This window comes from Desulfovibrio litoralis DSM 11393 (genome assembly GCF_900143255.1).
GTDB classification, from domain to species: domain Bacteria; phylum Desulfobacterota; class Desulfovibrionia; order Desulfovibrionales; family Desulfovibrionaceae; genus Frigididesulfovibrio_A; species Frigididesulfovibrio_A litoralis.
Genome location: NZ_FRDI01000004.1, coordinates 47,345 through 73,755, shown reverse-complemented (window position 1 = coordinate 73,755; position 26,411 = coordinate 47,345). Strand labels below are relative to the sequence as shown.

Sequence of the window (26,411 nt, the reverse complement as noted above, 5' to 3'; positions counted from 1 at the left end):
GTTCTGCAAAATTGACATGGTCGCTTGACCCAAATATTGAGTCCTTTGGTGTAAAGTTGCCGTCCTTTGCCGTCGCAATATGGTCGCAAAACAAGAAAAGACTCACATGCTAAATAGCACGTAAGTCTTTGAAATTTAAGTGGTGCGTCTGAAGGGATTCGAACCCCTGACCGATTGCTTAGAAGGCAATTGCTCTATCCGACTGAGCTACAGACGCACAATACAAACGCTTAAATAAGCTAAGAAAATAAATTTTGCAAGCTTTTATTTTATGTTCTTAGATTTTTCTTATAAATAAGCTAACCAAGCCTCTTTTGATACTTAGTTAGCTTAATAACAATTCTTATTGATTTTAAAATATACATTAGAAATCAATAATATTTATGATAATATCTATATTAATCTTTTTCTCCGGCATTAGGGAAAAACAACTGTTTACCCTTTAGTTTATAATCAGCGATAGCCTTTTGAGCAGCGGGAGAAACCCACCAGTCAATAAACTTTTGAGCAGCTTCTTTTTTAACTTTAGGGTGTTTTTCAGGGTTAACCATAATAACACTATATTGATTTCTCAAGCTTTTATCGCCTTCAACCAAAATAGTTAAAGGATTTGGTTTTTGAACATCTTCAAAAGCTATCCAAGTGCCACGGTCAGTAAAGGTATAAGCATCTTTTTCAGCAGCAAAACGCAATACAGCCATCATGCCTTGACCTAAACTCACATACCAATCTTCTTTATCAGGAGTTGTAAGCTCTGCTTTCTTCCATAAATCAAGTTCTTTTTTATGCGTACCGGAATCATCACCACGGCTAATAAACTTTGCTTTATCGGCTGATAAACGCTTCAAGGTTTCTGTAGTGCTTAACCCTTTTACTTTTGCAGGGTCGTTTTTAGGTCCTACAAAAATAAAATCATTATACATAACTAAACGGCGATCAACTCCATAACCTTCGGCAACGAATTTCTTTTCTGCGGCGGGTGCGTGTACTAATAAAACATCAGCGTCCCCTGCTCTACCGATTTCAAGAGCTTTCCCCGTGCCGACTGAAACCCATTTTAATTCAACACCGGTATCTTTTTCAAAAATTGGCTTAATATAATCTAATAAACCGCTATCTTGAGTGCTTGTCGTTGTCGCCATCATGATTGAATCTTTAGCACTAGCACTAAAAGGTAAGCACAACACAGCCACTAACATTAAAAAAGTTTTTATTAAATTTTTCATTCTTTCCTCCAAGAATTATAAATTACGTATGCTTTTTTGAGCATAATAAAACTTATTAGTTTATGCAAGTATAAATAATAGATACTATGTTGTGATATGCTTTTTTAAATAATTTATTTATATTAAAGAGATAAGATAATATATGAATAAACAGAGCTTGATTTATTAAAATTAAATCGTTTTAAAATAATGTTTGCTAAATATAAAAATATCTTTACTATCCCTGTTTTGTAATTTTAACTAACAATAAGGCGTATGTATTATGAAAATTGTATTAGGTATTATCATTCTCTTGTTAATCATAATAGTTTGTTTATATGCTTATTATGGGGGTTTTTCGGCTATTGTATTTCGCAAAGAAAAACAAGGGGGCGAAGTTTTTGTTTATCAAAGTGTAGTCGGCGATTATAAACTAACAGGTGAAATTACAGATGCGGTTTATTATTATTTGTTAAACACACATAATATAGAGACTTTTAAAGGGGCAGGCATTTTTTATGATGACCCTCGTAAAGTTGATGCTGCAAAGTTGCGTTCCGAATCTGGTTGTTTGCTCGAAGATAAAACTTTGACTATAGACAGTTTAAAACTTGATAAATATTCAGCTAAAATTATTCCAGAACAAAATTATATTGTTACAGAAATGCCTTATAATGGATTAATCTCTATTCTTCTGGGAATATGGCGTGTGTATCCTGCTCTAACTAAGTATTTAAAAGAAAATAATTTGCCTGAAAACTTGCCGGTAATGGAAATATATGATGTACCTAATAAAAAAATTATTTACCGTGTTTTTATAGAACAATAGATTATGTGTTGTTTAAAAGCTTGCTACGACAATTAATAAAGAGTCTTCTTTTTGAAGTTTTTTAATAGTTTTGTCTTTAAATAATATTTTTAGAAATAAATTTTGGTTCTTTTGCAAAATTACAACGATTTTATCTTTGAGCATTATGCTAAAGTAAAATCGTTGTAATAATATAATGAATTATTTTAATTTAATAAACTAATAATGCTAAGTTATTATAAATAACTTTTATATAAAGAGTCCGCACGTTCACGGCATTTTTGTACACGTTTTACAAGGCTTTCTTTGTAAGCTTGCATATCTTTGATCGGTTTGCGAGCAATACCTGAATCCATCGCCGCTTGAGCAACAGCCGGAGTCTCCCAAACTAAAATACGCGGATCTAAAGGCTTAGGAATAACATAATCAATGCCAAAGCTAAATTTTTCACCGCCATATGCTTTGGAAACTTCTTCGGGAACAGGCTCTTTTGCAAGAGCAGCCAAAGATTTTGCCGCCGCAATTTTCATGGCTTCGTTAATTTCTTTTGCCCCAACGTCTAAAGCTCCACGGAATAAAAATGGAAAACCGGAAACGTTATTGATTTGGTTCGGATAATCACTACGCCCTGTTCCCATAATACAATTAGGAGAAGCTTCTTTGGCATCGGCATAGCTGATTTCAGGTTCAGGGTTTGCCATAGCAAATAAAATAGGATCTTTTGCCATGCTCTTAACTATATCTTTAGTTACCAAACCGGCAACGGAAAGACCTAAGAAGACATCAGCACCGGTCATTGCTTCTTTAAAAGAACAATCTTTTTCTTGAGCAAACGCCGCTTTATATTTGTTTAGATCAGTACGCCCTTTATGAATAAGACCTTTGGTATCAAACATATAAACATTAGAAACTTTAACACCAAGAGAAATATATAAGTTCGTACAGGCTGTTGCCGCCGCACCGGCACCGGATACGACAACTTTACAATCTGAAATATTGCGTTTAGTAATTTCACAAGCGTTAATCAAGGCTGCGGCTGAGATTACCGCTGTTCCGTGTTGGTCGTCGTGAAAAACGGGAATACCCATTTCTTTTTTTAAAGTTTCTTCAATATAAAAACATTCCGGAGCCTTAATATCTTCAAGATTAATCGCACCAAAAGTCGGCTCTAAAGCTTTAACTATAGCCACGATTTTATCAGGGTCGGTTTCCGCAAGGTTAATATCAAAAACATCAATATCGGCAAACATTTTAAACAAAATGCCCTTACCTTCCATAACCGGCTTTCCGGCTTTTGGTCCAATATTTCCAAGCCCTAAAACAGCGGTTCCGTTAGATACAACCGCAACCAAGTTTCCACGCCCGGTATAAACATCAACCAAACTTTCGTCTGCTTTAATTGCCAAACAAGCTTCGGCAACACCGGGGGAATAAGCCATGGACAAATCTTTTTGATTGTCGCAAGGTTTTGTCGGCAAAACTTCTATTTTGCCGGGGCGGGGTTTAGCGTGATAATCCAGTGCATTTTCTTTTGTGTATAAAGCCATTATAAAAACCTCGTTTGAAGATTAAAAACAATTAATTTTAAACACCACTAAACACAAAACGTCAATATTATAACAAGATCAGATTATTTATTTAAAAAAGAGACCTGTAATTTAATACAACGCCTCTACTTTAGCTCAAAACACAACAATGAGCAAGCAATGAAGTAATTTATAACAGAAACTATTTGTAATTTAACAAGTTATAAATTTTATAGCCAAAGCTAAAACGCTTTCCATATCATCAGGTTTAAACCAATGAATTTCTTTATCGGCTTTAAACCACGTAAGTTGGCGTTTTGCATAAGCACGAGTATTTTTATACCAAAGTTGCTTACATTCTTCAATCGTTAATTCGTTATTAAGATATTGATATAATTCGGAACAACCTATACCCGACCACCCCGAAGCCTTATAATCGTTACATTTGGCTTTAGCTTTTTGAGCTTCTTCTATAGCTCCAAGTTCTAACATTCTATCAATACGCAACTTTAAACGAGGTTCAAGCAATGATAAGCTATTTGGGAAGCTATCACCAATACCAATTTTTAAAAAATTAAACTCGGGTTCTGAGTTTTTTTGTTCCGCCTGCCACTCGCTCAAAGCTTTTTGAGTCGCCGTATAAACCTCAAGCCCTCTGACAATGCGTTGTTGATCATTTGGGTGAAGGCGTTTCGCCAATACCCCGTCTACTTCTTCCAACTTTTTATGTAAAGCAACAGAACCCTCAAGGCAACAACGCTCTCGCCAATATTGAGATATTTCTTCGGGAATTTCAGGGATATGAGCAATTCCCTCTAACAAAACCTTAAGATAAAGCCCGGTTCCACCAACTAAAATGGGTAATTGCTTGTTGGCATAACACTCGTAAATTTCTTTTTTAGCCAACTCGGAATATGTTGTAGCAGTAACTTTCTCTTTGGTTTCAATAACCCCAAAAAGCTTGTGCAAACAGTGCTTTTGTTCTTCATGGTCTGGTTGTGCTGTAATAATTGGAAAGTCTTTGTAAAGCTGACGCGAATCGGAATTGATAATGACACATGAATTATATTCTTGATTATTGGTTGTCTTTAGCAGATGTTCGACTAAATATAAAGAACTCGCCGTTTTACCGGAACCGGTAGGTCCACAAAAAATAAGTAGAGGTTTTTTTTGGAAGATGCTGTTCATAAGTTTAAAAAAATAATCTGATATAATTAATTGTAACAATCTTAATAATACAACACTTTTTTATTAAGATACATAAAAAAATCTTATTGAAATATTTGACAGAGTTGCACGCTCGGACTATAGTAAAAAATGACGTGAAGTAAAAGCTTTTTTAAGCTGTTTTTTTAACAAAAAAACAAACGCTTTTTCATTTTAATTAACATTTTTAAAGGAGTTTCACATGAAAGTATCTTCTTTGATTAAATTTTTTTCATCTTCATTAATGTTTGCTTTGCTCTGCTTGCCACTTTCAGGCTTAATCAGCTTTGAAGCAAACGCCGCCACAAAAAACGGTGATGTTATTAAAATTGGCGTAGCCGGCGCTCATAGCGGCGATTTGATTCAATACGGAATGCCTAGTTATAACGCCGCTAAAGTTATTGTAGAACAAATTAATGCCAAAGGCGGAATTAATGGCAAAAAATTAGTAATAGTAGATGGCGATGATCAGTGCAAACCTGAACTTGCGACCAACGTTGCCACCAAACTTGTTTCTGAGGGCGTTGACGTTGTTATGGGGCATATTTGTTCCGGTGCAACCAAAGCCGCTTTACCTATTTATGCCGAACAAAAAATTATTGCAATCTCTCCTTCAGCCACTAACCCGGACTTAACTCAATCAGGACAGTTTCCATATTTCTTCCGCACTATTGCCTCTGATGACATGCAGGCAAAATTAGGAGTAGAACTCGCCCTTGATAAACTTGGTGCTAAAAATATTGTTATCTTACACGATAAAGGCGACTATGGTAAAACTTATGCAGAATACGCAAAGAAATTTATCGAAGAGAGCGGACGTGGTAAAGTTGTTTTATTTGAAGGAATTACCCCCGGACAAGTAGATTACGGCGCTGTAATTCAAAAAGTACGTAGTGCTAACGTAGACGCAATCATCTTTGGCGGGTACCACCCAGAAGCTTCTAAATTAGTTCAACAAATGCGTAAAAAACGTATGCAAACTCCTTTTATCTCTGAAGACGGTATAAAAATCGACGCTTTCTTAAAGCTTGCCGGTAAAGATGCCGAAGGCGTTTACGCCACCGGTTTAAAAGACCACTCTCAAGAAAAACTATATGCCGAAACCCTTGCCGCTCATAAAAAAATGTTTGGAACAGACCCCGGCAACTATTATTTTGAAGCCTATTCCGCTATGATGGCTTTAATTAATGCTATCGAAAAAACCGGCGGAACTGATAGTGCAAAAATAATGGAAGTTTTACATAACGACTATATAGAAACTCCACTTGGAAAAATCCGTTTTACTAAAGCCGGCGATGCCGAAGGCGTAGAGTTCAAAATGTACCAAGTAAAAAATGGAAAATACACAGAAGTAAAATAATAAGCTTATAAACCTCGAACATGGAAATAATAATGAACATAAAAACCCCAATAAAAGTATTATCTGCTTTTATTTTAGGATCTACCCTGCTTAGCTCTGTTGCAAAAGCGGAAGATGTAATCAAAATTGGCGTAGCAACCTCTCAAAGCGGAGACTTTGCCCAATATGGTTTACCCTCTTTAGAAGCGGCAAAAATAGTTGCTGATGAGCTAAATGCAAAAGGTGGAATTTTAGGCAAAAAAGTAGTAATTATTCCCGGCGATGACCAGTGTAAACCGGAACTTGCGACAAACGTTGCTACCAAGATGGCTTCGGAAAAAGTAAACGCAGTTATCGGACATATCTGTTCCGGTGCTACTAAAGCCGCCTTACCTATTTATACCAAAGAAAAAATAATCGTAATTTCTTCTGCTGCCACTAGCGTTGACTTAACACAAAGCGGAGAATACCCTTATTTTTTAAGAACCATACCGCCTGATGACTTGCAATCAAAAATTGCCGTTGATTTAGTAGAAAATCAACTTAAGGCAAAAAAAATCGCAATTATCCACGACAAAGGCGACTACGGCAAAAACTATGTTAAATTTGCCAAAGATTTTATCGAAGCCGATAAAAAAGCCTCTGTTGTATTGTTTGAAGGAATTACTCCCGGTCAGGTTGACTACTCGGCGATTATTAAAAAAGTGAAAAATTCCGGTGCTGACGCTTTGATTTTTGGTGGCTATCACCCCGAAGCCTCAAAGATAGTCATGCAAATGAAAAGTAAAGGTCTTGATATTCCTTTTATTTCATCTGAAAGCATCAGAACAGAAACTTTTATAAAACTCGCCGGTAAAAACTCCGAAGGAGTATACGCCGCAGGTACAATAGATAATTCTAACCTTGAGCTTTACAAAAAAGCCGATGCTGATATGAAAAGAGTCTATAACAAACAACCGGGCAATTTTTATTTTGAAGCATATGCCGCAATGCTAGCTCTTGCCAACGCTTTTGAAACTGCCGGAACCACAGACCCCGATAAAGTTTTAGAAGTATTGCGTACTAAAAAAACAGCTACCCCTCTTGGCGAAATTATCTTTGATCAAAAAGGTGATTTGGTTGGTGGCGGTTTCCAAATGTATCAAGTTAAAAACGCAAAATATGTGCCGATAAGCTCAAAATAATCGGCTAAAGATTAACTTTATAAACTCTATTAAAATAACCACATATATAAAAACACTAACATATATGTGGTTATTTTATAATACAATACAATTTAAAAAAATTCATACCTATATTTTAATGTATTAATGTCTAAGGTTATAAAAATTATACTCACCATAAAATCATCAGGCAAACAATATGATATTCCATAAATTATTTCGAGCACCCCTACTTATCTTCAGCCTTGTTTTAATATCATGTTCAGCCCATGCCAGCGATGTAATTACTATTGGCGTAGCTACCCCACAAAGCGGAGATTTCGCAATGCTTGGAAAGTCTGTTTTAGACGGAGTTTCTGTCGTAGTAGATGATTTAAACGCACACGGCGGACTTTTAGGCAAGCAAATAAAAATTGTAGTCGGAGACGATAACTGCAACCCCGATCTAGCTGTTAATATCGCTAAAAAATTGATTAATGATAAAGTTGATGCTGTTATTGGTCATCTTTGTTCCGGGGCGACGAAATCAGCTTTACCTTTTTATACCGAAGAAAAAATAATAACGATTTCACCATCAGCCGCAAATGTTGATTTAACAAAGAGCGGAAGCTTTCCGTATTTTTTTAGAACTATTCCGCCCAGTAATCTACAATCAAAACTCTGTGCCGATTTTGCTTTAAATATACTTAATGCCCAAAAAGTTGCAATTATACACGATAAAAGCGACTACGGCAATACTTATGCCGGTTTTGTAAACCGCTTGGTTCAAACTGACGAATATGCTTCTGTTGTATTATTTCAAGGATTTTCAAAAAATAATGTCAATTATAATGATATTGTTCAAAAAATAATCAAAAGCAAGGCAGATACCGTATTTTTTGGAGGTTACCACCCCGAAGGCGCAAAGTTAATTCTTAAACTAAAAGAAAACAATATCAAAGTTAACTTTATTTCTTCGGTTAGCCTTTACACAGAAAATATATTTCAACTTCTAGGCAATAATACAGACAACGTGTATCTTGCCGGAACAAAAAATTGTTCACCTTTCCCTCTAAATAAAAAAGCAACAGAAGAACTAAAAAAACGCTACAACAAAGAACCTCTTGGTTTTTACTTTGAAGCTTATTCCGCAATGTTGGTTTTGGCGAACGCCATTGAAACAGCTCAAAGCACCGAAACGGACAAGGTCTTAAACGCTTTGAAAACACAAAAAACCGAAACCCCTCTCGGAACTATACGTTTTGATAAATATGGCGACCTAAAAGATGGTGGTTTTCAAATGTACAAAATAAAAAACGGCAAGTTTATTGCTATTGATTAATTTCAAACAATAATAAACTATAATTTTAAATCTTATAGAGGCAATAAACTACTTTATTACCAAAAGACTAAAGGAACCGACAATGAATCAACCAAACAAAAAAGTAATCTGTATTACCGGAGCAAGTTCTGGTTTTGGAACAGCCACCGCCAAAAAGTTTATACAAAACGGTTGGAACTGTATTATTACAGGACGCAGACAAGAGCGTCTTGAAAGCTTGGCGAAAGAACTTGGAGAGGAAAATACCTTAACTTTAGCTTTTGATGTTACCGACAATAAAGCCGTTGAAAAAAATCTATCCAACCTTCCTGAAAAATTTAGTAAAATAAGCGTGCTTGTAAATAACGCCGGTTTGGCGCTTGGCTTAGAGCCGGCACAAAGATGCGACCTTCAAGACTGGGAAACCATGATTGATACCAATATAAAAGGCTTATTATATTGTACGCGTTTACTGCTTCCGAAAATGATCAAACAAGAAGAAGGTCATATTATCAACCTTGGTTCTGTTGCCGCTACTAATCCTTATTTTGGAGGTAACACCTATGGGGCTACCAAGGCTTTTGTTAGACAGTTTTCCCGTAATCTGCGAACTGATTTACACGGAACGGGGCTAAGAGTTACAAATATAGAACCGGGGTTGGCAGAAAGCGAATTTTCCATTGTACGTTTTAAAGGCGACAAAGAAAAAGCAGACAATCTCTATAAAGGAGCTCACCCAATTACACCAAACGATATTGCTGATATGATTTATTGGGTTGCAACAACGCCTAAGCATATCAATATTAACAATATTGAGGTAATGCCAACAAGTCAGTCTTGGTCTCCGTTACAAGTTTATAAAAGCTAATTTTATATCCCCTATGTGTCAAAATAAATATCTTTTCCATAGAAAAGTCTGCACAGAAAACGCATTCCCATTGTACGTTTTAAAGGCGACAAAAAATAGCAGTATTTGTAGCTGTTAAATCTTGGCTAACGCACTTTAAAAATAAACACTTTTTTGCCTCAGAAAAGCATGTAGCTTTTTTATACTTGTTTTTTACTTTTATTAAAGAACCTACATTCTTTTTTAAGTTTGTAACCCTATCTAGTCCCAAAATTAGCCATATCCCCTATGTGTCAAAATAAATATATTTTACATAGAAAAAAAGGAAAAAACTGCCGTAATTTTGTCATTCAACGGGCAAAGAGATTCAAAATAAATATAACTATCTGATTTTATTAACTTGGTTTATAATTTGCTATAACTTCGGTAAGAATTTTTTATAATAATTACCGGAGTTTTTCTTTATGTTGCATAGCAAGTTTCCTTTTCCATTACTTGGTCCCGAATCTGTTGATCAAATGTCCTTTCAACGTTCCGGTTGTACTATTGATTTAGAAACAATAGCCAATAACCCCGCTTTAAACGAACATATGTGGACTGACTTAATGTTTTTGACAGAAGCCATGCTAATCGCCAACGAAACAGGCTTAAACCTTTATCCAAGCACCTCACGCCCACAATAAGCAAATTAAATAATCACTATGTAACAATAGTCTCATAGTGTTTTTTGTGTCTTAAGGCGTTTTATGCTGTGTGTATACAGAGCATAACTCGATGATAAAAGAACGTAAAACGCAGTTTTGCAATAGTCTTAAACAGAAAAGACCGTTACCATGCTAAATAATACATTTGTAACGGTCTATTTTTTGTAAAAAACTAAGAGCCACCGGCGGGGACCGGCGACTCTTAAACAACAGACTAAATCCCTTGAGGCTTCTAAAAAGGGATAGCTGTCAACTACCTACAAAATATTACAAGTAGTTTATATGAAATAGCTAATTAAATTAGTTAGCCTGCTTACGCATAAAAGAAGGAGTTCCGTAAGTATCGTCGTCATCAAAGCTAAAGCTTATATCTCCGGGAGTATGTACCGCCGAATTTTTATTTACGGGGTTACGCAAAAAGCTAGGCTGATTGCGTTCTTCTTCCGATAAGTTTCCAAGAAAATGTTGTTTTCTTGAAGGATCGTAAGAATAACCTGCTCCAAGGTGAGTTTCAACAGGGGAAGGGCTTCTATTATAACCTTGTTGTTGGTTGTAAGTATTTTGTTGTTGATAACCGGCATTATTATGCTGATTATGTGTTGGATTAATTCTAGTAGTCGGGTTAGGATTCATCGGAGAAACAACCGTATTTTGAATGCTTGCCGCCTTAGCGGAAACAGCTTCAAAAGCAGAATTGCTTAAACCGGTAGCAATAACCGTAACTCTTATAGCATCACCCATTTCATCATCAAGAGCAGTACCAAAAATAATATTGGCATCTTCATGAGCTGCTTCTTGAATAACGTTTGAGGCTTCGGCGACTTCTTCCATTCCAACATCAGAACTACTTGTAAGGTTAATTAAAACCCCTCTGGCTCCGTCTATTGAAACATCTTCAAGTAATGGGCTGGTAATCGCACGCATAGCAGCTTCACGCCCTCTACCCTCTCCTGATGCAAGGCCTGAACCCATCATTGCAAGACCTGATTCACTCATAACGGTTTTTACGTCGTTAAAGTCAAGGTTAATTAAACCCGGAACAATAATAACGTCTGAAATACCTTTTACCGCATGATATAAAACTTCGTCTGCCTTTCTTAACATTTCTGCAAAGGTTGCTTTTTTATGTGCAAGCTGAACTAAGCGATCGTTTGGAATTGTAATGATAGAGTCAACATGTTGACGAAAATCGGCTATACCGTTAACCGCCGAATTAAGGCGACGTTTTCCTTCAAAAGAAAATGGCTTGGTAACAACACCTACGGTTAAAGCACCCATTTCTTTAGCGGCTTTCGCAATTACGGGAGCAGCCCCGGTACCTGTTCCACCGCCCATTCCGGCGGTAACAAAAACCAAGTCAGCATCACCAATAGCAGCTTTAATTTGATCTAAGCTTTCTAAAGCAGCATCACAACCAACTTGAGGAATCGCTCCGGCACCAAGACCTTTGGTCAATTTTTCACCAAGTTGAATCTTAATACTTGCTTGTGAAACGCCTAAAGCCTGAACATCAGTATTAGCAGCAATAAAGGTTACGCCACTTAAATTTGACATAATCATGTTGTTAACGGCGTTTCCACCGGCACCACCAACACCTATAACTTTAATCTTAGCAGGTGGATCTGCATAAATATCTGTAATTAACATTGAGCCTCTCCTATTAATTATGTAGCCAAACCACTCCCCGAAGTTTTAACTACTTATGAAATATCTGAAAACCATTTTTTCATTCGAGATAAAACCTTATTAAAACCGTTTCCGTCTCGAATACGAAATTTTTGATCAAACCCTTCTTTTTCGGCTCCAAACCGTAAAAGACCAACCGCAGTAGCATATTTAGGACTATTTACTACATCTTTCAAACCACCAACATCACGCGGGTAGCCGATACGAGTAGGAAGGTTAAAAATTTGTTCTCCAAGTTCCTGACAACCATCAATTAAAGCTGTTCCACCGGTTAAAACAACACCGGCACCAATATGACTTTTAAAACCAGAGCGTACAAGCTCTTGATCCACCAAAGATAAAATTTCTTCCATTCTTGGTTCACAAATTTCCGCCAAAAGAGTACGAGACAATCGTCTTGGCTCACGCCCACCAACGCTTGGAACTTCGATAAGCTCATCGCTATGTACAAGATCAACCATGGCACAACCATATTTAACCTTAATACTTTCTGCTGATTGCATAGGTGTTCTAAGACCAAACGCTATGTCATTAGTTAAGTTTTGTCCACCCAAAGCAAGCACACCGGTGTATTTTATCGAATCATTTGCAAAAATCGCAATATCGGTAGTTCCACCACCCAAATCAACAAGAGCAACCCCAAGCTCACGTTCTTCATTGTTTAAAACTGCTTTAGAAGACGCTAACGCCTCAAGCACAATATCACCCACATCAAGACCGCTGCGATGGCATGATCTTAAAATATTTTGAACGCTAGTTACCGCACCGGTAACTATATGCACTTTAACTTCAAGTCTTACCCCGGACATATTTAAAGGGTCTGCAATGCCTCGTTGATCATCAACAATAAATTCTTGTGGTAAGGTATGAATAACTTCACGATCAAGCGGAATGGCAATTGCACGAGCAGCGTCCATTGCTCTTTCCATATCTTTTTGAGTTACTTCTCCGCCTTTAACCGCAATAACGCCGTGGCTATTAAAGCCTTTAATATGACTACCTGCTATTCCGGCATAAACAGTGCGAATTTCGCAACCCGCCATAAGCTCTGCTTCTTCCAAGGCTTTTTGAATGGACTGAACGGTTTGTTCTATATTAACAACAACACCTTTTCTTAAGCCGGTCGAAGGACTGGTGCCTATGCCGACAATATCCACTCCATCAGGGGTGGTTTCACCGACAACAGCACAAATTTTTGTTGTGCCTATATCAAGCCCTACTATTAAATCTGACCTAGCCATTCCAAACACCTCTTCAATAAAATTATGCTTTGTAACTCAATAAACCAATATAAAAATTTAACTTATCTATTTTTTTGTTGCCCAAACGTTATTGCTTTGAGACCTAATATCATAAATATTTTTCAACTCACCCCTAGCAGCCATATCTCTTAATGCCAGTGCCAAATTATTAAGATTTTCAGCCCAGTTGTCGTAATAAATACTAATTTTAAGATCTATACTTTCTAAAGCCAACTCAACACCGTTTCCAAGACTAAGACGTATCCAAGATACTTCCGACATATTAATCGGCAATGAAGCATTTGCTAAAGAATGAACAATATCAGGCAATTTGTTTTTTAAAACTTCCGCCCCAGGTTCGATAACCAAGGTAGGAAAAGACGTAAACTGTTCTTTGGAAACCGGAGCGATTTTATTACCGTTTATATCGGCGTAATATAAAACGCTCTGATCTTCTATCCAAAAAGCGGGTTTTTTTTCTTCTACTTTGATTGATAAAGTATCTGGCAAAATCCGTTGAACAGAAGCCTCTTTAACCCAAGGATTTTTAGTCAACAAACCTTTTGTTTCATCAAGATTTATTGCTAACAAGTTCCCTCCATTACTTATTCGGCATGTTTCTAGAATTTCTCTAGAGTCTAAACGTAAATTTCCTGAAATAATTATTTCTTTAATTGAAAAATATCTACAAGAAGTAATATAATTATAAGAAAAAATCAAGCCAAAACTAAGTATGATTAATAATAACAAGCTAATAGAAAAAAAAGTGCCGATGCGAAACAAAGACCCAAAAGAATTTTTCACCGAAGAAAAATTAACAAAACTTTCTCTATTGTTTGTATATTTTACTACGCGAGTGTTTCCCCCGCGAGAAAAAATTTTTTTTGAGTCGATTTTTGATTTATTTTTTCTGGTCATGGAAAAATTTTGACCTCTGTCTCAAGTTCAATATTGTATCTTTTTTTAATTTCATCTTTGGCTAAGCCAATAAGCTCAAAAGCCTGTTCGCTTGTTCCTTCTCCTTTATTAATCAAAAAGTTTGCATGTAATTCGGAAAACGCCATTCCGCCAAGCTCTTTTCCTCTAAAACCGGCTTCATCAAGCAATTTTCCGGCACTATTTAAAACAGGGTTTTTAAAAAGACAACCGGCACTATTCGCTTTTACTGGTTGGGTTTGATGTTTTTTCAAAAGACATTCTTGCATCTTAGCGGTTATACTGTTTTTATCTGAAATATTCATTTTAAAAACAGCATTTAAAATCATAAAAAATTGTTTATTAATATTTTGCTTGATTTTAAAACTTCTATAAGAACACTCAAAATCAGCCTTTTCCAAAACTTCCAAGCCTCTTTCAAAGCTGAATATCATTACACTATGTAAACATTTGGCAATTTCATCGCCGTACGAACCGGCATTCATCGCCACAGCTCCGCCAACATTCCCCGGAACTCCGGCTAATCCCTCAAGCCCACTCAAGTTGTTTCTAGCAAAAAAACTTAATAAGACCGGAAGCTTACACGAAGCAGAGACTTTAACAAAAGCTATATTGTCCCCTTGTTCACTTTCGTTGTTTTTTAAAATAAACGGAACAGTATTAAAGTTAGACCTTAACAGAACAAAGGGTAAAAGCTGTTTTGAATCTCTACATAAAATATTGGTACCGCGTCCGATTGCTTTAACTTCCACGCCAAACTTTTTAACTAAATCAGGCAACAAAAAAACGTCATTCTCATCAGTTAAAACAAGTTCGGCGATAGCTCGACCGCCGAGTTTTAAACTGGTCAGTTTTGACATTAATGGTTCATGATTTATTTCTATTGCACACATAATTTCAACAAAAAACTAAAAATATTATAAAAAACTAAAAACATAATAAGAAGTCAATTAATTTTTCAATTCAAAAAACTTTAGAATAAGTATACACTAACTCTAAATTGAAATTTTTTCATCAAATATTTACTAAATTTTAAAAAAAAATTACTTTTATTATAACACGCTGTTTCTTAAAACATTTTCTGTTCAAACCTATCTTTTATCGACAATAATAAAAACTTATTTTGTTTCAGCATCTGCCAAAAAGCGTTGTCCTACCGTATAAATACTACCTGCACCCATGGTTATAAACAAATCGCCTTCTTGAAGTATCTGAGGCAAAGCTGTGACAATTTCATCAAAATTTTGATAATATTCAACGTCCACCTTGCTGACTTGCTGAATACCATGAGCCAAGCTTTGACCGGAAACGCCCGGAATAGGAACCTCAGAAGCGGGATAAATTTCTGTTAACAAAAGTTTATCCACCTTATTAAAACAAGTACAAAAAGCACCAAACAAGGCTTGAGTGCGAGTAAAGCGGTGGGGCTGAAAGGCAACCACCAAGCGTTTATCAGGATAACATTGTCTTGCCGTCTCCAAAGTTGCGGCGATTTCAGCCGGATGATGACCATAATCGTCAACAACAAGTACGCCCTTTGCCTCGCCTTTAAGTTCAAAGCGTCGCCCAACCCCTGAGAAACGAGATAACCCTTCCTTACAGGCTTCAACGGACAAACCGGCCTCCAAAGCTATTCCAATTGCCGCCAGTGCATTTAAAACATTATGTTTTCCGGGTTGAGTCAAGGTAAACTCTCCAAGCGACTTACCTTTCACATAAACGGTAAAAATGCTCTTACTGCTACATGATTTAATTTCTGCTCTTATATCATTGTCTTGAGCAAAACCGTAAGTAATAATCGGGCGTTTAATAAAAGGCAAAATTCTTTGTACGCCAACATCATCACCACAAACAACATTAACCCCGTAAAAAGGTACTTTATTCATAAAGTCAATAAAAGCCGCATCAATTTCTTCTTGGTTCTTATAAAAATCCAAATGATCACAGTCAATATTGGTAATTACGTTCATAATAGAGAACAAGCATAAAAAAGAACCATCTGATTCATCAGCTTCGGCGATTAAATATTTACCAGTTCCAAGTCTGGCGTTTGCACCATAAGTATTTAAACGTCCGCCTATTATAACGGTTGCATCGGTACAAGACGCATCAAAAATTGCCGCAGTAAGTGATGTGGTTGTCGTTTTTCCGTGTGTTCCGGCTATAGCGACTCCTGTTCTTAAACGCATCAATTCCGCAAGCATTTCGGCTCTTGGAATAATAGGTATGGCGTTTATTCTGGCTTGCTCAACTTCAGGGTTGTCTTTTTGTACTGCCGTTGATTTTACTAAAACTTGTGCATCGCCAACGTTTTCCGCTCTGTGTCCTTGATGTATGATTGCTCCAAGGCTACGCAAACGTTGCACAACGGGAGAATCGCTTAAATCAGAACCGCTCACTTGATAACCAAGATTTAACAAAACCTCGGCTATACCGCTCATCCCCGAACCTCCAATACCTACCATATGTATGCGTTTTAATTTACTTTGCATGAATAATGCTCCAAATGTTTTTATAAAATATTAAAATTATGCCAATTTTAGTAACTCGTCGACTAAAATACGAGCCGCATCAGGCTTGGCACAAAGTCTCACAGAGTCAGACATAACAGCCAATCTGGCAGGGTTGTTTAACAACACACAAACAAATTTTGCCAAATCAAAGTCGTTTGCTTCCAATTCTTTTTGTGTCAACAAAATAGCGGCGTTATTATCCGACAGTGCCTTGGCATTGGCAGTTTGATGGTCGTGTGTGGCAAAAGGAAAAGGAACAAGCACAGAAGGTAAAGCCGCCGCACAAAGCTCGGCTATACTGGTTGCTCCCGCCCTACTTAAAACTAAATCACTGTTTTCATAATAGGAACCCATGTTATCAATAAAAGCGGTTAAATGATACTTTCCGCTTTCTTCTAGCTCACTCAATGGTAAGCCAAGTTTAAGACAAGCTTGTTTGGTTTCTTCCAAACCGCTCGCTCCCGCTTGATGAACTATTTTAACCTCTGTGGCTATTAAATCAGGCAAAGCTTTGACAAGTGCCAGATTAATAGCTCTTGCCCCTTGGCTTCCGCCCAATACTAACAAGCGTCTTTGCGGATTACTGCGATCTATATGAAATAAACCTGAAATATCAGAACGCACGGGATTTCCCGTAACTACGCATTTTTTTTCATTAAAATAAACCTTAGCTTGAGGAAGAGATAGACATACCCTCTTTGCTAAACGAGACATCAAACGATTAGATAAACCCGGAACACTATTTTGTTCATGAATTATCACAGGCACACCCGAAAAAACTCCGGCAAGCAAAGAAGGAATAGACGCATATCCGCCAAACCCGGCAATAACAGAGGGATTAATTTTTTTCAATTCTTTTTTAAAAGCCAGTGATTGAAAAAATAAAGCAAATAGAGCCTTAACCCCTGATAATCCTCGCCCTAAAACGCCCTTAACGGGCAAGCCAATAAACTCAAAGCCCGCCTTACTTACTAAATTTGCCTCCGGTCCATAAAGACCGCCAACAAACACAATGCGTATATCAGGATTACTTTTTTTTAACTCTTCAGCCACAGCCAAAGCAGGAAATATATGTCCGCCGGTTCCACCGCTGGTTAAAATTATACTTTTAGACTGTGGATTGTTCATCAAATAACTCTTTTTTTCTTAGCTTTCTGATCGTTTATAAAAAAATTACGCTTAGTTAACTTTCGTCTCGTGCCGTACGAGAATAATTTAATAAAAAACCTACACATAACATTGTAGACAACAAACTACTTCCACCATAACTTAAAAACGGCATGGGAACACCTTTAGGCGGTACAAGACTCATAATAACAGCCATATTTAAAACTGCGGAAATAGAAACAATCAAAGTTAAGCCAAAAGCCGCTAACTTATCTCTCACATCTTTTTGAGCAACAGCAATCTTTAAACCACGCCAAAAAAATATTGCCAACAACAAAAATACGACACAAATACCTACAAAACCCATTTCTTCGCCTAATACCGCAACAATAAAGTCGTTATGAGCTTCAGGAAGATAAAATAATTTTTGTTTACCCGCTCCTATCCCTTGCCCCGTCCAACCGCCAAGAGCTAGTGCATAAAGAGATTGTACTACGTGATAACCCGAATCAGAGGCATCTTTAAAAGGGTCAACAAAAGACATTAGACGTCTGGCTCTATAAGGCGAGTTCACAATCAACATCGCCGCTCCGCCCAATGCAAGCATCGCCGAGAAAAATAAATAAATAAAGCGAGTTCCGCCGGCTAAACACATAAAAAACAATAACATTGCCAAAACCGCCGCACCACCGAAGTCAGGTTGTAATAACAACAAGCCGCAAAACAATCCGGTAATAGCAAAAGGAGGAATAATTCCACGGCTAAAAGTTTTGATAATATCTTGTTTACTACCTAAAAAATAAGCTAAATAAAACACCATGGCAATTTTAACAAATTCCATAGGTTGAACTTTAAAATTACCTATGCCTATCCAACGTTGAGCACCATTTGCCTCGTCTCCAAATGGAGATAACGTTAATAGCAACAATACTAAAGAAATAAACAAGCCAAAATAGTGTACTCCATGCAAAATACTGCGAGGCATACGCCAAGCAATGATCATAAAGATAAGACTCACCAAGGCGAATAATGCCTGACGTTCAAAAAAATAATATTTATTGGAATAAACCAATTCGGCTCGAATACCACTCGCAGAAAAAACCATCATCAAGCCAATTCCGAGTAAAGTTAAAGCGACTCCAAGTAAGTAATAATCAGAACGCCAAGCCGAAACTGCTTTACTGTTAACTCCAACAAAATGTGAGGAATCAGAAAATGAAGACGAAGCACCAAAAGTATTTTGAAACATTGACATAATTATATTCCCTTTGCCAAAAGGCGAAAATGTTCACCACGTTTGGTATAATCTTTATATAAATCATAACTTGCCGTTGCCGGAGACAATAAAACAACGTCTCCGCTCTGAGCCACTTCTTTTACTTTCTTAAAAGCGATTTCCATATCAGGAAACCATGAAATATCAGTAAGATCCGACCATGCTTCTTCAAAAACTTTTCGACTGTCTCCAAACAAAATAACGTTTTTAACGGTTTGTTTGATGAGAGTCGATAAACCCTTTAAATCGCCACCTTTAAATTTTCCACCTGCCAATAAAATAACCGGGCGTTTAACCGATAAGTTGGCAAAGGTCTCCAAAGCAACCCCTAAAGAGGCAGCAGTTGTACTTTTACTATCATTCACATAAAGTACGCCGTCTTTTTCAATCACCGGCTCTAGTCTGTTTTCCAAGGCTTGAAATTTTTCAACAGCAAGAGCGGCACACGCCTCGCTTACTCCAAAAAATTCTACTGCCCAAAAAGCAAATTCTTCATTTAAACGATTATGTTCACCCAACAAGTTAGTCTTTTTAAAACGAGGTTGAAGCGTTTTCGAATCAACAAATTTAACTTGAGCTTGTAAATTATATTGGGCTGTTTCTTGTTTTAATTCTGTGTTAATTAAAGCCAAATCATTTGCATTTTGCTTGGAAAAAAGTTTAAACTTAGCGTCTTGATATTCTTGCATATCGTTATGCCAATCCAGATGATTTAAACCAAGGTTCAACAAAATTCCCACTTGAGGGTGAAAGGTTTGACAAGTCATAAGCTGAAAACTGCTAACTTCCAAAACCAAAACATCAGCCTCTTTTTCGGATAAAATATATTCAGACAAAGGCGTTCCGATATTTCCGCCCAAAAAAACTTTTTTATCGGCTTCTTTAAGCATGGCTGCCATTAAACTTGCCGTTGTTGTTTTTCCGCTCGTACCGGTAATTGCAATCATCGGTGTATCAGTAAACAAAGAGGCAAATTCCAATTCTGCCATCAAAGGAATATCTTTTTGGCTCTTACTTTTTCCCTTAAGAAAGTTTTCTATTTTTTCAGGGTGAATACCGGGGCTTAAAACAGCTAGAACAGCGTTTTCAAAATGTTCGGGTTTATGTTCGCCAACTTGAATCTCTATCCCAAACTCTTTAGCCAAAGCAGAAAACTTATCAGTAATCGCAGTAGATTTTTGTTCCAAAACTCTGACTTTTCCACCAAGTTTAGCCGCCAATAATGCCGCCGCCTCACCGGAAACACCGGCACCAACAACCAGTATCAAGTCGCCTTTTTCAAAGAGTTTATTTTTTATTAGTTTGTCGTTAAGCCCGTTCATCTTAAATTGTCCTATTTTTTTCCGTAATATAAATTTTTAACGTAATTTTAAAATCGAAAGTGCGGCTAAGCCCAAAATAACCGAAACAATCCAAAAACGAATAATAATTTTTGACTCAGGAATACCTTTAAGTTCAAAATGGTGGTGTAATGGTGCCATTCTAAAAATTCTTTTTCCACCGCTCACCTTAAAATATCCAACCTGTAAAATAACCGAAACGGCTTCCGCCACAAAAATACCACCAACAATTATCAAAATTAATTCTTGTTTTGCCAAAACTGCTAAAAATCCTAAAGTTCCGCCCAAAGATAAAGAACCCACATCACCCATAAAAACTTGTGCCGGATAAGCGTTAAACCATAAAAATCCGAGTGAAGCCCCGACTAAAGCCCCACAAAAAACAGTAACCTCACCAACACCCGGAACACCGGGGATTTGTAAATACTTCGCAAGTTGGCTATTACCGGCAACATAAATAAAAATAGCAAAACAAATTCCCGTAACAATTGCCGGCCCGATTGCAAGTCCGTCAAGACCATCAGTTAAGTTAACTCCGTTTGAAGCTCCCACCATAACGCAAATAGCAAACACTAAATAAAGCCACCCTAAATCAGGGGCAACATTTTTAAAAACAGGTACAGATAAAACCGTTGAATACGCAGGGTGTTGCACAAGGATAAACATCACGGTCGTTGCGACTAAAATCTGCCCCAACAATTTATTTCGGGAATTTAAGCCTCGGTTATTTTTACGCCAAATCTTAAGACCGTCGTCAATTAAACCAACACAAGCAAAACCTAAAAAAGCAAGTAAAGATAACCAAATATAAATATTTGTTAAATCAGCCCACAATAAAACACTTGTAACCAACGAAAAAGCAATCAAAAGACCGCCCATAGTCGGCGTGCCTGCTTTTTTGCTATGCAGGTTAACGTCTTCAAGAATGTATTGTCCAAATTTAAGACGTTGTAAAAAACGAATAAACCAAGGTCCAATCAAAATAGTTAAAACCAAAGCCGTTAATAACGCCCAAACAGAGCGAAAAGTAATATAACGAAAAACGTTAAAAACAGAAAATTCGGAAGCTAGAGGATAAAGAAAATGATATAACATAACACACTCGATAAATAGAATTAATTTTTTTGAAACAAGAAAAACACAATCACTTAAAAACTACGCTTGGAGATATTCAGTTAGGGCTTTTGAAATTTCTTCAAGTTTATTACCTCTAGAACCTTTAATCAAAAACACGGCATGCTTACCTTTCAAATTATTTTTGCTTTGAGTACATGATAAAATTCCAAGTTCAGGTAAGGCAGATAAAAAATCTTCGGAGTTATTGACAACTTTAAAAAATCCTTTCCAACCTGAAGTTCGCAAAGAGTTTAAAATAACATCGCCATAAGCTCCCTTCCAAAAAATCGCTTTAGGTCCGATAGTCGCAACTTCAACACCAAGAGAGGCATGAGCTCCGGGAGCTTCTTCTCCAAGTTCTCGCATTTCGCCAAGCATTAAATAAACCTCGGATTTTGATTCTTCGGCCAACTCTGCAACCGTTGAAAGCATACGGTTCATGGATAAGGGATTCGCATTATAGCTGTCGTCAATAATGATATTGTCGCAAAGTTCTTTACAAAAAAAACGACTATCCGGCAAAACCGCCGTCATAAAACCTTTTTTAATTTCATTATTAGTTAAACCAAGACGTTTCGCTGTTGCTACAATAACCGCAACATTTTCTGCTCCAAAAGAACCTCTGAATGGTGTAATTACATCAAATTGTTCACCAAAAACGTAAACACTATAAACACCTTTTCTGATTCCGCCTTCTTGCATTTTTACATCAGCAGCCGGCCCGACATAACTAGCAAAACAATCATACTTTTTATTTTTACTACTGAAAAATAAAATCGGTTTACCAATTTTTAACGCCTCTTCTTGTAAATCGGTATAATCGGCACAAACAACGCCTTCCCCTAAATCCGATAAATATTTTAATAAACGAGTTTTATGATAAGCTACGCCAAGTTTACCAAGCCCTTCCAAATGTCCGGCACCAACATTGACAATAACTGCATAATCAGGATTGATAATTTGACCAAGTTCGTCCATATCATGAGCCTGACTTATTCCAAGTTCCATGATCCAAAACTTTGCGTTTTCCGAGGATGACAACATCGACAAAGGTAAGCCAAGCTGATTATTTTTATTTTTTGGACTTTTTTCACAAAAAGCAACTTGAGAAAGAATATGAGCCAAAACTTCTTTTACTGTGGTTTTTCCGGCTGTTCCCGTTAGAGCAATAACTTTTCCTTTCATATCCTCACGATGTCTGCGGGCAATTTTTCCGAGTGCCAAAATCACATCTGAATATAAAATAACAGGTACAGGCGGAACAGGTCCAAAGGGATTATAAGACGCCAAAATCGCACAAGCTCCTTGATCTACGGCATCTTCGGCAAAATCATGCCCATCAACTCTGGTACCTTTTACACAAACAAACAAAGAACCCTGTTTTACCTCATTACTATCACTTATAACAGAACTAGGCACAAGATTCCAAGCTTCTTTATTCGGAGCAGGTAAGTTATTTAGATCCAAACCCAAAGCTTTGGTCATTTCCAAAAGAGTAAGTTTCATATTAACAGCTCCTTTAAAGTTTGTTGATCGCTAAAAGGATACTTGGTTTCTCCGATAATTTGATATGATTCATGCCCTTTTCCGGCAACCATTAACGCATCACCGGGTTGCATGATTTTTACCGCCAAGGCTAAAGCTTTAGCCCTATCGACTTCTGTATAAACTTTTTTGCAATGTTCCAAACCCTTTGCAACATCACGCATAATCTCAAGCGGCTCTTCTTTTCTGGGGTTATCTGAAGTTAAAATTGCTATATCTGAATATTTTGAAACAACTTCCCCCATTAAAGGGCGTTTTGTTTTATCTCTGTTTCCACCACAACCAAAAAGGGTAATTATTTTTTTAAAACCAACATCTTTTAAAGTATGCAACACATTTTCTAACGCATCAGGAGTATGAGCATAATCAACAAAAATATCCAAACCTTTATTGTTAATAATACGTTCAAAACGCCCATTAACGCCTAAATAATCCTCCAAAACTTTAAAATCATTAGGTTTTAACCCCAAAGCCAAAGCTGTTGCTTGAGTGGCAAGTAGGTTTAAGGCGTTATGTCGCCCCAATAAGTGAGATTTCAACTCCCAACTTTCACCTAAATAAGACATTTTCAAATGTAAGCCTTTTGTGGAATTTTCCAATAATTCAGCGTGTAAATAAGGGTTATCCAAACTAAAATCATTTAATCCGTATGCAATTGCACTTTTATCTTGTTGTAACAAACGCAACCCATAAGAATCGTCTGCATTAATTACCAAAAATTCACCTTTGGTATCAGGGGCAAATAAACGAGCTTTTGCTTGAAAATATGCCTCCATATTTTGGTGATAATCTAGATGATCTTGGGTTAGGTTAGTAAAAACACCAACCTTAAACTTAAGACCTGCCAAGCGCTGTTGATCTAAAGCGTGAGAAGAAACTTCAACAAAAGCAAGGTCGACCTTGTCTTTTTCCATTTGTGAAAAAAGTTCATGGTTTTCCAAACAACCGGGAGTTGTAAGATTTGAATCGTGGTAATGAGAACCCCAACGACAACTGATTGTTCCTATAATCCCGACTTTTTTTCCATGATGACTAAAAAGATAATCTAATAAGTGAGCTGTTGTTGTTTTTCCGTTAGTTCCGGTAATACCTATAATATCAAGATGAAGTGAATCTGTTCCGTAATAAGCCTTTGCCAACTCACCAAGAGCAAACCGAGGGTCAAAGACCTCTATCAAAGTTACCTTATTTGTTTCTGCCAAGCTTATAAACTCTTTAACCAGTTCAGGCCTGCAAACCACAGCAAAAGGTTTTAATTTTAAAACTTCTGCTATATAACCTTCTCCACTTTGGGCTAAATTAGCCAAAGCAGGAAGAGCAACAAAAACAGAACCCGCCTCTACCTTAGCCGAATGAGTATATACAGGAAGCTTTTCGTTTTTAACTTTTTTAATTAAATCACTAAAGAGCATTATCCTAACCCTCCGACAACCATAAGGTACACTTTACATTGTTTTTTTCAGGGTCAGGCCAAGGCGCTCCGGGTTGGGGGTCTTGACGCACAACAACACTACCCTTTCCGTTTATTACAGGAACAAAACCATAACTCGACAATTGTTCAACGGCGCTACGCACACTTTTCCCGGTGATTTTAGGCATAACTTTGGGACGCGTTGTTTGTTTTACTAAATCACTAATTGCCGCTTCGATAGTCGCACCGCCAAGATCAACACCCTCGGGTAAAGCCGCACCCTCAGAAATTTCTTCAACAATAGGTTCATTAAAAGCAGCCAATTGAATATTTGAAGCGTGTCCAAAATAAGCTAAAGTTCTTAAAGCAACCTGTTGAAAAACAGGGGCCGCAACAACACCACCATATGAAGTAAGAGTTGGTTCGTCCAAAACTACAAAAACTAAATATTCAGGTTCTTCAATAGGCACCATTCCGACAAAAGAAGCCACTCGCCCGCTGCCGTATCCTGCTCCGCCTTTATCAACTTTTTGAGCTGTTCCTGTTTTACCACCAACGGAGATACCGGGAATTCTTGCCTGTTTACCTGTTCCGTCTTCTTCAACAACTTCACGCATCATCGAACGCACTTGCCTACTTACCTCTTCGGAGTAAATACGTTCAGGAGGAAAAGAAGCCTCATTTTTATCTATAACCAAGCGTAAAGCTTTTTTAACTCCATTATTGGCTAAAGTATTATAGGCTTGAACAACCTGTAAACCTGTTGCCGAAAAACTTTGTCCAAAAGATGTTGCGGCTAAGTCAATCGGTTGCCATTGCTTATAAGGACGCAAAATACCACGGCTTTCTCCGGCTAATTGAATATTGGTCTTTTGTCCAAAACCAAGACGAGACAAATAAGAATAATATTTTTCAGAACCAAGCTGAATACCTATCTTAGCCATACCTATGTTACTTGAATAACGTAATATTTTATTAACAGGTAACTTATCGTAAGGTTTAGTATCACGAATAGTAACCCCATTAATACGCCAACGACCTTTTTCACAATAATATGTTGAATCTGGGGTAATAACTTTTTCTTCAAGGGCGGCTGCCAATAAAAACGGTTTAATTGTCGAGCCTTGTTCCAAAGCGTCCATAGCAAGCTTATTGCGTTTTATAAAACCATTACTTGCTGTAATGCTGTTCGGATTAAAAAACGGATATTCAGCCCAAGCTAAGATGTCTCCGCTTTTAACTTCAACAACAAGACAACCGCCCCACTTGGCTTTATTTTTTGAAACCGCTTTTTCTAAGGCTTCTTCGGCAAAAAATTGCACGTTAATGTCTAAACTTAACTTTAAATCTGCTCCTGATGCACCGTCCATGCCTTCTTGACTGTTTAAATAAAGCTTTCTTCCGGCAGCATCACGCATAACCATTTTACGAGTTCCCTGCCCTGATAAACTTTCGTTAAAAGCAAGTTCCAGTCCTTCAAGACCTCTGTCATCAATTCCAACAAAACCAAGCAGTTGCCCGGCCAAATGTTTCATCGGATAAACTCTTTCATATTCAGTCGTTAAATGAACTCCCGGCAAATTGGCATTTTTCACATTTAAAGCTGTTTGGTCATCTAACTTACGAGCAAGCCAAACAAAACGCCTTTTTTCAGTTAATGCCGCATACACCTGTTTTTCAGGCATATTTAAAGCTTTTGACAACCGTTGAGCCACAACACGAGGTTCGACAACATCTTGAGGTTGAATAAAAACAGAACGAAATTCAACGCTACGAGCCAAAACATTACCATTACGATCTAAAATATCGCCTCTTTTCCCGGTAATCAATTCTGTGGTTTGATGTTGTCTTAGAGCAACAAGAGCAAGGCGTTGACCATCTACTATTTGAACATGAGCCGCTTTAGCCAACAATAGACACCAAAGCAAAGCAAAGACAACGCCGACAATTTTAATACGCCTGCGTGTCCAGTCAACTTGTCCTGTGCTTTTTGTTGTTGTAGCATCAAGAGAAGTCGTATGACTACTAACAGTTTTAGAAAAAAAAGAAGTCTTTTTCTGTCTACTGTTTCTAGAGCTACGTTTTTTGTCTCTCTCTTTGCTTAACTGCCACTTCATTGTATTTATAACCTCTTTAAAAAAC

General features: G+C 37.2%; 21 protein-coding genes and 1 tRNA gene. 6 read left to right on the top strand and 16 right to left on the bottom strand.

Annotated features, from left to right (window positions below):
* Positions 1-140: 140 nt before the first annotated feature.
* Together BT999_RS05155 and BT999_RS05150 are read right to left on the bottom strand one after the other, a co-directional pair.
* Positions 141-217: transfer RNA gene (locus BT999_RS05155), tRNA-Arg, on the bottom strand.
* A 181-nt stretch (positions 218-398) separates the two neighbouring features.
* Positions 399-1,226: an ABC transporter substrate-binding protein gene (locus BT999_RS05150; RefSeq protein WP_072696713.1), complete on the bottom strand. Its 828-nt coding sequence runs from the start codon at positions 1,224-1,226 to the stop codon at positions 399-401.
* 262 nt (positions 1,227-1,488) lie between these two features.
* Between BT999_RS05150 and BT999_RS05145 the strand changes: the two genes are divergently transcribed.
* Complete coding sequence (locus tag BT999_RS05145) at positions 1,489-2,034, top strand: GyrI-like domain-containing protein (protein ID WP_072696712.1); 546 nt, start codon at positions 1,489-1,491, stop codon at positions 2,032-2,034.
* A 215-nt stretch (positions 2,035-2,249) separates the two neighbouring features.
* On the opposite strand, the gene BT999_RS05140 is transcribed toward BT999_RS05145, so the two are convergent.
* Both BT999_RS05140 and miaA read right to left on the bottom strand, forming a co-directional pair.
* Positions 2,250-3,560 (bottom strand): malic enzyme-like NAD(P)-binding protein, encoded by a 1,311-nt coding sequence (locus tag BT999_RS05140; protein ID WP_072696711.1) that lies wholly within the window; start codon positions 3,558-3,560, stop codon positions 2,250-2,252.
* Positions 3,561-3,752: 192 nt separating this feature from the next.
* Positions 3,753-4,727: a tRNA (adenosine(37)-N6)-dimethylallyltransferase MiaA gene (gene miaA, locus BT999_RS05135; RefSeq protein ID WP_072696961.1), complete on the bottom strand. Its 975-nt coding sequence runs from the start codon at positions 4,725-4,727 to the stop codon at positions 3,753-3,755.
* A gap of 220 nt (positions 4,728-4,947) precedes the next feature.
* Here miaA and BT999_RS05130 point away from each other — a divergent pair, with 220 nt between their 5' ends.
* From BT999_RS05130 to BT999_RS05110, 5 genes are all read left to right on the top strand, one after another.
* Positions 4,948-6,105 carry a branched-chain amino acid ABC transporter substrate-binding protein gene (locus tag BT999_RS05130; RefSeq protein ID WP_084650598.1) on the top strand — a complete coding sequence of 386 codons (1,158 nt, stop codon included), beginning with the start codon at positions 4,948-4,950 and terminating at the stop codon, positions 6,103-6,105.
* A 32-nt stretch (positions 6,106-6,137) separates the two neighbouring features.
* Positions 6,138-7,268, top strand: a complete 1,131-nt coding sequence (locus BT999_RS05125; RefSeq protein ID WP_072696710.1) for a branched-chain amino acid ABC transporter substrate-binding protein — start codon at positions 6,138-6,140, stop codon at positions 7,266-7,268.
* Between the two features lie 178 nt (positions 7,269-7,446).
* Entirely contained in the window at positions 7,447-8,568 is a 1,122-nt protein-coding gene (locus BT999_RS05120) for a branched-chain amino acid ABC transporter substrate-binding protein (protein WP_072696709.1), read from the top strand.
* 82 nt (positions 8,569-8,650) lie between these two features.
* Positions 8,651-9,415 (top strand): SDR family oxidoreductase, encoded by a 765-nt coding sequence (locus BT999_RS05115; protein WP_072696708.1) that lies wholly within the window; start codon positions 8,651-8,653, stop codon positions 9,413-9,415.
* Between the two features lie 443 nt (positions 9,416-9,858).
* Complete coding sequence (locus BT999_RS05110; RefSeq protein WP_072696707.1) at positions 9,859-10,077, top strand: hypothetical protein; 219 nt, start codon at positions 9,859-9,861, stop codon at positions 10,075-10,077.
* A 321-nt stretch (positions 10,078-10,398) separates the two neighbouring features.
* Here the strand turns inward: BT999_RS05110 and ftsZ are convergent, their stop codons facing one another.
* The 12 genes from ftsZ to BT999_RS05050 all read right to left on the bottom strand — a co-directional run bounded on the left by ftsZ (position 10,399) and on the right by BT999_RS05050 (position 26,386).
* On the bottom strand, positions 10,399-11,745 hold the full coding sequence (gene ftsZ, locus BT999_RS05105) for a cell division protein FtsZ (protein ID WP_072696706.1): 1,347 nt from the start codon (positions 11,743-11,745) through the stop codon (positions 10,399-10,401).
* Positions 11,746-11,798: 53 nt separating this feature from the next.
* Entirely contained in the window at positions 11,799-13,025 is a 1,227-nt protein-coding gene (gene ftsA, locus BT999_RS05100) for a cell division protein FtsA (RefSeq protein ID WP_072696705.1), read from the bottom strand.
* Positions 13,026-13,091: 66 nt separating this feature from the next.
* Entirely contained in the window at positions 13,092-13,943 is an 852-nt protein-coding gene (locus BT999_RS05095) for a cell division protein FtsQ/DivIB (protein WP_072696704.1), read from the bottom strand.
* Entirely contained in the window at positions 13,940-14,821 is an 882-nt protein-coding gene (gene murB / locus BT999_RS05090) for a UDP-N-acetylmuramate dehydrogenase (protein WP_178139317.1), read from the bottom strand. The genes BT999_RS05095 and murB overlap by 4 nt, the downstream gene beginning before the upstream one ends.
* A 258-nt stretch (positions 14,822-15,079) precedes the next feature.
* Positions 15,080-16,453, bottom strand: a complete 1,374-nt coding sequence (gene murC, locus BT999_RS05085; protein ID WP_072696702.1) for a UDP-N-acetylmuramate--L-alanine ligase — start codon at positions 16,451-16,453, stop codon at positions 15,080-15,082.
* 36 nt (positions 16,454-16,489) lie between these two features.
* The gene (gene murG, locus BT999_RS05080) at positions 16,490-17,602 is read right to left on the bottom strand and encodes an undecaprenyldiphospho-muramoylpentapeptide beta-N-acetylglucosaminyltransferase (RefSeq protein ID WP_072696701.1); all 1,113 of its coding nucleotides are present in this window, start codon (positions 17,600-17,602) and stop codon (positions 16,490-16,492) included.
* A gap of 55 nt (positions 17,603-17,657) precedes the next feature.
* Positions 17,658-18,836, bottom strand: coding sequence for a putative lipid II flippase FtsW (gene ftsW / locus BT999_RS05075; RefSeq protein WP_245790988.1), 1,179 nt, complete (start codon positions 18,834-18,836; stop codon positions 17,658-17,660).
* A gap of 2 nt (positions 18,837-18,838) precedes the next feature.
* Positions 18,839-20,179 (bottom strand): UDP-N-acetylmuramoyl-L-alanine--D-glutamate ligase, encoded by a 1,341-nt coding sequence (gene murD / locus BT999_RS05070; RefSeq protein WP_072696700.1) that lies wholly within the window; start codon positions 20,177-20,179, stop codon positions 18,839-18,841.
* Between the two features lie 36 nt (positions 20,180-20,215).
* On the bottom strand, positions 20,216-21,292 hold the full coding sequence (mraY, locus tag BT999_RS05065; RefSeq protein WP_072696699.1) for a phospho-N-acetylmuramoyl-pentapeptide-transferase: 1,077 nt from the start codon (positions 21,290-21,292) through the stop codon (positions 20,216-20,218).
* A gap of 60 nt (positions 21,293-21,352) precedes the next feature.
* Complete coding sequence (locus BT999_RS05060; protein WP_072696698.1) at positions 21,353-22,819, bottom strand: UDP-N-acetylmuramoyl-tripeptide--D-alanyl-D-alanine ligase; 1,467 nt, start codon at positions 22,817-22,819, stop codon at positions 21,353-21,355.
* Positions 22,816-24,270 carry a UDP-N-acetylmuramoyl-L-alanyl-D-glutamate--2,6-diaminopimelate ligase gene (locus BT999_RS05055; RefSeq protein ID WP_072696697.1) on the bottom strand — a complete coding sequence of 485 codons (1,455 nt, stop codon included), beginning with the start codon at positions 24,268-24,270 and terminating at the stop codon, positions 22,816-22,818. The genes BT999_RS05060 and BT999_RS05055 overlap by 4 nt, the downstream gene beginning before the upstream one ends.
* Positions 24,271-24,274: 4 nt before the next feature.
* A complete protein-coding gene (locus tag BT999_RS05050) occupies positions 24,275-26,386 on the bottom strand; it encodes a penicillin-binding transpeptidase domain-containing protein (protein ID WP_072696696.1) in 2,112 nt (703 codons plus the stop codon).
* Positions 26,387-26,411: the final 25 nt, after the last annotated feature.

Bases quoted from the DNA above. Each gene is read 5' to 3' on its own strand.
- BT999_RS05150 (WP_072696713.1), bottom strand. From the start codon at position 1,226: ATGAAAAATTTAATAAAAACTTTTTTAATGTTAGTGGCTGTGTTGTGC.
- BT999_RS05145 (WP_072696712.1), top strand. From the start codon at position 1,489: ATGAAAATTGTATTAGGTATTATCATTCTCTTGTTAATCATAATAGTT.
- BT999_RS05140 (WP_072696711.1), bottom strand. From the start codon at position 3,560: ATGGCTTTATACACAAAAGAAAATGCACTGGATTATCACGCTAAACCC.
- miaA (WP_072696961.1), bottom strand. From the start codon at position 4,727: ATGAACAGCATCTTCCAAAAAAAACCTCTACTTATTTTTTGTGGACCT.
- BT999_RS05130 (WP_084650598.1), top strand. From the start codon at position 4,948: ATGAAAGTATCTTCTTTGATTAAATTTTTTTCATCTTCATTAATGTTT.
- BT999_RS05125 (WP_072696710.1), top strand. From the start codon at position 6,138: ATGAACATAAAAACCCCAATAAAAGTATTATCTGCTTTTATTTTAGGA.
- BT999_RS05120 (WP_072696709.1), top strand. From the start codon at position 7,447: ATGATATTCCATAAATTATTTCGAGCACCCCTACTTATCTTCAGCCTT.
- BT999_RS05115 (WP_072696708.1), top strand. From the start codon at position 8,651: ATGAATCAACCAAACAAAAAAGTAATCTGTATTACCGGAGCAAGTTCT.
- BT999_RS05110 (WP_072696707.1), top strand. From the start codon at position 9,859: ATGTTGCATAGCAAGTTTCCTTTTCCATTACTTGGTCCCGAATCTGTT.
- ftsZ (WP_072696706.1), bottom strand. From the start codon at position 11,745: ATGTTAATTACAGATATTTATGCAGATCCACCTGCTAAGATTAAAGTT.
- ftsA (WP_072696705.1), bottom strand. From the start codon at position 13,025: ATGGCTAGGTCAGATTTAATAGTAGGGCTTGATATAGGCACAACAAAA.
- BT999_RS05095 (WP_072696704.1), bottom strand. From the start codon at position 13,943: ATGACCAGAAAAAATAAATCAAAAATCGACTCAAAAAAAATTTTTTCT.
- murB (WP_178139317.1), bottom strand. From the start codon at position 14,821: ATGTCAAAACTGACCAGTTTAAAACTCGGCGGTCGAGCTATCGCCGAA.
- murC (WP_072696702.1), bottom strand. From the start codon at position 16,453: ATGCAAAGTAAATTAAAACGCATACATATGGTAGGTATTGGAGGTTCG.
- murG (WP_072696701.1), bottom strand. From the start codon at position 17,602: ATGAACAATCCACAGTCTAAAAGTATAATTTTAACCAGCGGTGGAACC.
- ftsW (WP_245790988.1), bottom strand. From the start codon at position 18,836: ATGTCAATGTTTCAAAATACTTTTGGTGCTTCGTCTTCATTTTCTGAT.
- murD (WP_072696700.1), bottom strand. From the start codon at position 20,179: ATGAACGGGCTTAACGACAAACTAATAAAAAATAAACTCTTTGAAAAA.
- mraY (WP_072696699.1), bottom strand. From the start codon at position 21,292: ATGTTATATCATTTTCTTTATCCTCTAGCTTCCGAATTTTCTGTTTTT.
- BT999_RS05060 (WP_072696698.1), bottom strand. From the start codon at position 22,819: ATGAAACTTACTCTTTTGGAAATGACCAAAGCTTTGGGTTTGGATCTA.
- BT999_RS05055 (WP_072696697.1), bottom strand. From the start codon at position 24,270: ATGCTCTTTAGTGATTTAATTAAAAAAGTTAAAAACGAAAAGCTTCCT.
- BT999_RS05050 (WP_072696696.1), bottom strand. From the start codon at position 26,386: ATGAAGTGGCAGTTAAGCAAAGAGAGAGACAAAAAACGTAGCTCTAGA.